General features: G+C 56.0%; 6 protein-coding genes and 4 tRNA genes. All 10 read left to right on the top strand.

The genetic code is table 11. The annotated features are described in order from the left end of the window. Positions 1 to 209 precede the first annotated feature (209 nt). A complete protein-coding gene (locus tag K1Y02_23725; GenBank protein ID MBX7259389.1) occupies positions 210 to 1589 on the top strand; it encodes a cytochrome-c peroxidase in 1380 nt (459 codons plus the stop codon). 140 nt (positions 1590 to 1729) lie between these two features. Then, positions 1730 to 3034: a DUF58 domain-containing protein gene (locus K1Y02_23720; GenBank protein MBX7259388.1), complete on the top strand. Its 1305-nt coding sequence runs from the start codon at positions 1730 to 1732 to the stop codon at positions 3032 to 3034. Beyond that, positions 2988 to 4760, top strand: coding sequence for a DUF4129 domain-containing protein (locus K1Y02_23715; protein ID MBX7259387.1), 1773 nt, complete (start codon positions 2988 to 2990; stop codon positions 4758 to 4760). Before K1Y02_23720 ends, K1Y02_23715 begins: the two co-directional genes overlap by 47 nt. Before the next feature lie 104 nt (positions 4761 to 4864). Beyond that, positions 4865 to 5896, top strand: a complete 1032-nt coding sequence (locus K1Y02_23710) for a hypothetical protein (protein ID MBX7259386.1) — start codon at positions 4865 to 4867, stop codon at positions 5894 to 5896. A 202-nt stretch (positions 5897 to 6098) separates the two neighbouring features. Next, on the top strand, positions 6099 to 6632 hold the full coding sequence (locus tag K1Y02_23705) for an NYN domain-containing protein (protein MBX7259385.1): 534 nt from the start codon (positions 6099 to 6101) through the stop codon (positions 6630 to 6632). 112 nt (positions 6633 to 6744) lie between these two features. Further along, positions 6745 to 6820 (top strand) — tRNA-Thr (locus K1Y02_23700). Positions 6821 to 6875: 55 nt separating this feature from the next. Then, a tRNA-Tyr gene (locus K1Y02_23695) sits at positions 6876 to 6961 on the top strand. A gap of 177 nt (positions 6962 to 7138) precedes the next feature. Beyond that, positions 7139 to 7215 (top strand) — tRNA-Gly (locus tag K1Y02_23690). 16 nt (positions 7216 to 7231) lie between these two features. Beyond that, positions 7232 to 7307: transfer RNA gene (locus tag K1Y02_23685), tRNA-Thr, on the top strand. A 106-nt stretch (positions 7308 to 7413) separates the two neighbouring features. Further along, positions 7414 to 7539, top strand: a 126-nt coding sequence (gene tuf / locus K1Y02_23680; protein ID MBX7259384.1) for an elongation factor Tu, incomplete at its 3' end; no start/stop codon positions are given.

The following is a 7539-nucleotide window of genomic DNA, read 5'->3' as shown; positions in this document are numbered from 1 at the left end:
GCCAAAGTGTGGTATCATAAAGGCTGCAGCAGGAAGTACGCTGCGAGGTTGTATCCAGGGGGCGTGATGGCGATGCCGCACGCAAAAGCTGTAGGTTGGTCCCACCATAGCACGATGGGGCCATGGCCGACGGGTCATCGGGGGCGTCAAGAGCTGATAGGAAGTTGCAAGACGCCCGGCGCGGCTCGTCTTTGAAGGGGGATTCACTCATGAAGGCGCGACGTATTCTCTTGGTGCTTTTGGTAATCGTTGTGTTGGTTGTTGCGCTACCGGTGTCAAACTTAATTGTGGGTGCGCCGACAAGCAGTCTTGGAAAGGTTCAAAATCCCGATCCCGAGTTCGCGAAGGCGCTCGATGTACTTCAGCACAAGTGTGTCAATTGCCACACCACCGAGTACAAGTTGCCGCTATACGCGGGGCTGCCGTTCGCGCAAGGTTTAATCAAGAAGGACATTGAACTCGGGCTCAGCTACGTCAACTATCTCCAGGAATTGCAGCCCGCGGACGGAAAGCCGGTTTCGGAAGTGGTGCTGGCCAAGACGGAACAAGTCATTGCCCAAGGGGAGATGCCTCCGGCTCGCTATACGCTCATGCATTGGGATGCGCGTATGTCGCAAGCGGATAAGGACGCAGTCAATGCGTGGATTCACAAGGTGCGCAAGGAGCATTACGCGACGGGTCTTGCATCGTCCGGATTTGAGAACGAAGCCGTGCAGCCTATTCCGCAGAGCATTGAACTTGACCAAGCCAAAGTCGCGTTGGGCGACCGCATCTACCATGACAAGCGCCTCTCGAAGGACGACACGCTTGCGTGCGCTTCGTGCCATGCGATCGACAAAGGCGGCACAGATCAGGCGCAGTATTCGACCGGCGTAGGCGGGCAATTGGGTGGAATCAATGCTCCGACGACGTTCAACTCCGGCTATTGCTTCGTTCAGTTCTGGGATGGCCGTGCGGCGACGCTCGAAGAGCAGGCCAATGGTCCCGTCAACAATCCCATTGAAATGGCCTCGAATTGGGATGAGGTTTTCGGCAAGCTGAGCCAGGACGCCGATTTCATGGCCGCGTATACTGCTGTGTATCCCGATGGTTTGAGCAAAGAACATATGGTGGATGCAATCGCGGTGTTTGAGCGTTCGTTGATAACCCCGAATTCGAAGTTCGACAAATACCTGATGGGCGATGCCTCCGCGTTGACGGACGACGAGAAGAAGGGCTATCAGTTGTTCAAGGATTTCGATTGCGCGACGTGCCACGTGGGCAAGGCAATGGGTGCGCAGTCGTTCGAGAAGATGGGGCGCAAGGGCGACTATTTCGTGAAGCGCGGCAATCCGACCGACGCCGATAAGGGGCGGTTCAACGTAACGAAGAACGAAGCGGACATGAATAAGTTTAAGGTGCCGACGCTGCGTAACATCGCCAAGACGATGCCTTACCTTCACGACGGAACGACGAGCGACCTTGCGCAAGTCGTGCGGATCATGGCCGACAATCAAGTGGGCAAGCCCATCGACGACGCGCAGACGAAGCTGATTGTGGCGTTCCTGAACACGCTCACCGGCGAGTACAAGGGGCAGCCGCTGCAATAGGTCTGAAGCCACCTGGAAGCTGACGTTTCCAGGAGATAGACGAAATGTACCGCGGGGCGATTTCGAAAGAGATCGCCCCGCTTCGTTATTGTCATCTATACTGGCGGTATGGGCGGATACGGGAAGCAAGTTGACGTGCTATGAGCGAAACGTTCAAACGAAATGCAAAGTGGTTTCTTCTGGCAGGCGTGGCTCTTGCGGTGTCTTTCCTGATCCAAGCGCCCTACATGGCTTTCGCGATCTATGCCTTTCTGCTGCTCGTAGGTATCGCGCATTTCTCGTCGGTCGCGTGGTTGTCGGGACTGGATTGTGAGCGGCGTATCTCCAAGACCACGCTGTATCAAGGCGAAGACGCGGACGTAGAAGTCATCCTGACGAACCGGCGCGGGTGGCCGATCCCCTGGATTTTTGTGGAGGACCTGGGCCCGCGCGACTTTCCGTTGGCGGGCGAAAAGACGCGGTTGGCCATTCTGATGCCGGGACGCTCGATCACGTTGCGCTACACGCTCACATGTCCGCGGCGAGGCTATCATCGAATTGGTCCGCTGCTGATGGAGTCGGGCGACCTGTTCGGATTGCAGCGACGCTTCCGTACGGGCGAACAGCAGGACTATATCTCCGTGCTTCCGACGGTGGCGTATATCGACACGTTTAACATCGGCGCACGGCGTCCGCAGGGGCCGGTGCGCATTACGAACCGCGTTTACGAAGACCCGACACGCATTTCAGGTATTCGCGAATACGTGCGCGGCGATCCGCTTAACCGAATACACTGGAAAGCGTCCGCGAGAACGGGCGAGTTGTTTGTGAAGCAGAGCGAGCCGTCGAATGTGCTCGGGGCGACGCTCATTCTTGATCTGTTTGGGCCGTGCTACCAAGGCGAAGACGCCGAGAGCCGCATGGAGTTGGCGATTACTACAACGGCTTCCATCGCGTATCTGCTGCAAGCATCCGGCGAGCAGGTAGGCATGGTGACCAACGGGCGCGACGCCGCAGAAATTGCGCGATACGAGGTCGAGGCGCAGGCCACGTTGTCGCGCGATGACGCCGAGAATAGCGTGGTTGGCGAGGGGGAGTCGGACCGGCTCAATCCGTTGACGGTGCCGACGCGCCGAAGTTCCGTCCAGGCACTGATGATCGTCGAGAATCTCGCGAGGGTGATGCCCACGGACGGACTCGATGTCGGGCAACTCATCCTCTCTGAATTTCGTAGATTGCCACGCGATGCGGCGTTGCTTCCCGTGGTGCCGACCGTGACAGAAGACTTGGCGCTTGTACTGGGGGAAATGAAGCTTTCGGGTTTCGCCGTGACCGTGTTTCTCATCAAGAATCCAGCGGGCTACGAGAAGATTGCGGCTTTGCTGATGGCGCACGAGATTAACTGCATCCACATCGAACATGAACGACAACTCCACGAGATATCGCCCGCCCGAATCGGACGATAAGGGGCGCTGGCAGGCGCAGGATTCCACCAGCGGCATGCAATCGCAGGCCGATGATGGACCGACGGACTTTGCGTCGCTGTTGGCGGCGCCTGTCACGCAGGTGGAGCGGCCCAAGGAATTGGTGGCGACGGATTTCCGTTCGCTGGCGGGCAAGAACCCCGGCGCGCCGAAACCGTATCAGGTGAGGACAATCACGGACTTGCTGCTCGATTGCCTCACGCCGATCATGATTGTTGTCATGGTCTATTCCGTGATCTTTTTCCTGCTCGATATTCGGTTTGTGTTCACGGAAGTCCACGACGCCAACCTGCGCTGGGTGGCGTTCTGTTTCGTCGTTGGCGTGGTGGCGCTGAATCGGCTCATCGCGCGGGAAGGCAAAGAAGAGTCGTTCATGTATGTGGGCGGGCTCGGCATGGCCATTGGGCTGTACACGATCGTCACGACTACGAGTTACGACGTCGGGTCCGTGGCAGGCAGCTTCATGAATTCCGTGGGCGTCGCGTTGTTCTTCAACCTCACCATCGTTGCTTTCGTGTGGTGGCTCGCAAACCGCCTCACACACGAGTGCTGCGTGGACGAGAACCGCACAGCGGGCGACATCGGCATTCTCACAGGCACGGCGCGCCGGCTACGCACGGCCATGGAACCGAAAGAGAAAAAGCCGACGTTTCAGACGACGATGGATGCAATCGATCCCAGCGAATGGAAGAAACCCGAGCGCAAAGCCCCGCCGAAACCCGTCGACGCGACGGAGCGGTTGTCGAAACGGCATCCCGGTATTTCGATTTTCTATTTTTCGGTGCCGGTGTTTATCATCTTTGCCTTGGGACAACGCGTTGTTCAGCACGGCGGCGAAATGATGGTGCTCGCGGGGCACTTCTACATTGGCGCATACACGCTCTCCGCGCTGTCGCTACTGATGTTGTCGAGTCTTGCGGGACTGCGCGACTACTTCCGGTCGCGGCGCGTACACCTGCCTGGGGGAATTGGGCCGTTTTGGATAGGCCTCGGCAGTATCATGATCCTGATGGTGCTGTTTGGAGCCATCGCACTGCCCACGCCAAGTCTGCCGCCGATTGCGGTGGTGACAAGCCATCAATACGACTACTGGCGGCCAGGGTCGACTTTTCAGTTGATTAACCTCGCCGTGCCCGCGGCACAAGCCATCCAACAGAACCGCATCATGGAGCGCATCGGCGCTGGAGTGTTGATCATCTTTGGTATCTTCCTGCTCTACGGATTCATCCGCGCCGTGGGTGCGTTTGCCGTTCAGGTAGCGAAACGGCGGCACAGCTTGCCGCAACCGGTGGTGCGGTTCTTCAACGCCGTGGACCGCATCCTGGAACGCATTGGGCGGCTCCCCGAGTTTCCGAAGCGTAAGAAGCACCGGCGCGTGTCCCGCGTGGTGTCCATGGCCGCGAAATGCGAGAACCCCATGACCTCCGCCCGCTGCACAACCACCGCCCAACGCATTGAGGCCTGCTACGACGCCCTGTGCGCGCTCGCGTACGACCTCGGCGTCCCGCGCCGCCAAGACCAGACCCCCTACGAGTTCGTCGAGGCGTTTCCGGAAGAGATGAAAACGTTGCGCGAAGAAGCCTTCGAACTGACCGACCTTTACGTACTCTCGGCCTACGCCAATTTCACCTTCGACGACCGAATCGGCGACCGCCTGCGGAAATTCTGGTGGTCCTTCGAGCAGGTACGGCGAAGGGTGGTGCGGTAGGTGTTTCGCGGAGAAACGTGCAGTTTTTCTCAGCTGATTTGAGCATGTCTCCCTAAGTGTTGCCATTCTGGGAAGATAGCAGGAAGAACGTTGAAGGAATGTTCATGTTCCCCACTCATTTAAGTCGTATTGACGAGATTTCTTTGGTGAATATACGGCGCCCACATGTTGTGATTCTCGGTGCCGGCGCTAGCCGAGCGGCCATTCCAAATGGTGATGCCAACGGGGTCAAGGTTCCGGTAATGGCTGACCTGATTGAGATTTTGAATCTGGGGTCGTTACTTCAAGGCACGGCACTTCCCAATGCCGGACGGAGTTTTGAAGAGATCTATAGCCAGATCTCGGAAAGTCCGTGCCTCAGTCATATTCAATATGAGCTCGAGGCGAGGGTTTATGAATACTTCTGCCGACTTGAATTGCCGAAGAATGCCACGATATATGACTACTTGGTCTTGTGTTTACGTGATAAGGACGCAATTTTCTCCTTCAATTGGGACCCACTTTTGCTCCAAGCCTATTCTCGCAATCGCAACTTCGGTTCACGGCCCAGGCTTTACTTCTTGCACGGCAATGTCTTGCTTGGTTCTTGCTGTGACGGAACGTTAATGGGCATCAAAGGGCAGAGGTGTGGGAAGTGCGGAAGACAGATCGAGCCTACTAAGCTCCTGTATCCTGTTCAGGAAAAGGACTACGGACTAACCCCATTGCTCGAGAACCAATGGCAAGAATTGACGGAGCATCTAGGTGAAGCTCTCCTATTAACAATCTTCGGCTATAGCGCTCCGAAGACTGATGTGAAAGCCTTGCAGCTAATTGGCGATGGTTGGAAATCTCGCAAGTCTCAGTCTCTGAAAGAAGTCGAAATAATTGACATCAGGCCGGAGTCCGAAGTCATCCACTCTTGGAATCCCCTTATATACTCAGATCATTATGCGGTTACTTCCGACTTCTTTGACTCTTCTCTCGCAAAGCACCCAAGAAGAACCTGCGAAGTTCACATTGCACAAGTCCTTGATTGTCAGACTGCTGAAGGTAATCCTGTTCCTCAAATGGACAATCTGGCCAGTCTTCAAGATTGGTTTGCCGAGCTTCTAAGGGCCGAATCGGATCAGAGATCCCGAAAACATACTGACTGAGCTTCGCATTCCTTTAGTTTTGCTTGACGAAGCAATTGTCCCAGTCGGTGTCATCCAATAATAGGTAACCTGGGGACTTGACATGGTTGGCCCTGCGGAGTATCCTGTATTGGAGTGAATTCAATATAGCTATTACCCGCCAGCTCTCGCCAACGGCTTCGGCCCGAGGGGACCGCTGGCGTTTCACTTCTTGGGGGCGGTATTGCGAGTAGAAATCTTCCTGGATGGATCCAATTTCTACAACGGTTTGCGGCAGCAATTCGGGAAGGGCCAGTATGACGTCGGGAAGTTGGTCAATCGCATTCTCGCCAACCGTACTCTTGTTCGGCTGAATTACTATATCGGGGCTATCGACCCCAATCGTGACGCGAACGGAGCAGCGGCCCAAGGGCGTTTCCTTCGTGCCGTCCAGCACTTGCCGTTTCCTGTGAGACTTTTCACCTCTCCCCTGCGGTATCTTTCCACTTGGCCGAGCGTTCCGCCTGTCGAAAAGGGCGTCGACACCAAGATAGTCGAGGACCTGATTGTTGGTGCTTTTGACCAGCGGTACGATGTTGCCATTCTCCTCTCCGGCGACCAAGATTTCGTTGAAGTCGTCCGGCTTCTTCACTCTCGCTTCCCGGTCCAGTTGGAAACCTGTTTCCCGATGGCCCGACGCCATCTCCATGACGCAACGAAAGTTTGCTTCACGGCGGGTCAAGTCATTACGAGGGCTTTTTACAACGCCATTCAGTAATGCGTTGCTCATGGCCAATTTTCGCACAGCCTCCAACCTTGACACGGGTTTCCCCCTTTGCTATAGTCGTCTGAGACCACGCCTCGGGCGTGGTTGCTTCGTCTAGAGCGCCGCTGGCGTAGCTCAGTTGGTAGAGCAGCTGATTTGTAATCAGCAGGTCGGGGGTTCGACTCCCTTCGCCAGCTCCATCAAAACGCCGGGGTGCGGCGGAAATCACTCCGTTTGAACAGTTTATAGCATTGTGGTGGGATGCCCGAGTGGCTAAAGGGGACGGGCTGTAAACCCGTTGGCTAGCGCCTACATAGGTTCGAATCCTATTCCCACCACCATTTGAATTTTGGATTCTAGATTTTGGATTCGGGACTGGAAGCAGAACGCCGAATCTTTGGCTTTGGATCTAGGTTGGCGGATTGACTCGGTGGCTCTCGTTGCGGTGCGAGAACAATGCTCGAGGCCACGGGGTTCTTCAATCCAAAATCCGAAATCCCAAATCCAAAATTACTTTGGCGGGAGTAGCTCAGTTGGCTAGAGCGTCAGCCTTCCAAGCTGAGGGTCGCGGGTTCGAATCCCGTCTCCCGCTCCATTAGGTATAGCATCGGGCCCGCGTAGCTCAGTCGGTAGAGCACCTCCATGGTAAGGAGGGGGTCATCAGTTCGATTCTGATCGTGGGCTCCATTTTGCTTTGTTTTCATAACGGCGCGCACCTCCTGGGCGAGGGGCGCGCAATTGACTGTATCGGACTTCTTCTACAAGGGTTTCGATGAGGGAGGTTTAGCCAACCATGGCGAAGGCGAAGTTTGAGCGGACAAAGCCGCACATCAACATTGGCACGATTGGTCACGTCGACCACGGTAAGACGACGCTGACGAGTGCGATCACGAAGATCCTTGCCGAGCAGGGCAAGGCG

It is taken from the genome of Candidatus Hydrogenedentota bacterium (assembly GCA_019695095.1).
In the GTDB taxonomy this organism is placed as follows: domain Bacteria; phylum Hydrogenedentota; class Hydrogenedentia; order Hydrogenedentales; family SLHB01; genus JAIBAQ01.
Note: the sequence above shows the minus strand (reverse complement) of the source record. Positions and strands in the feature narration are given on the sequence as shown.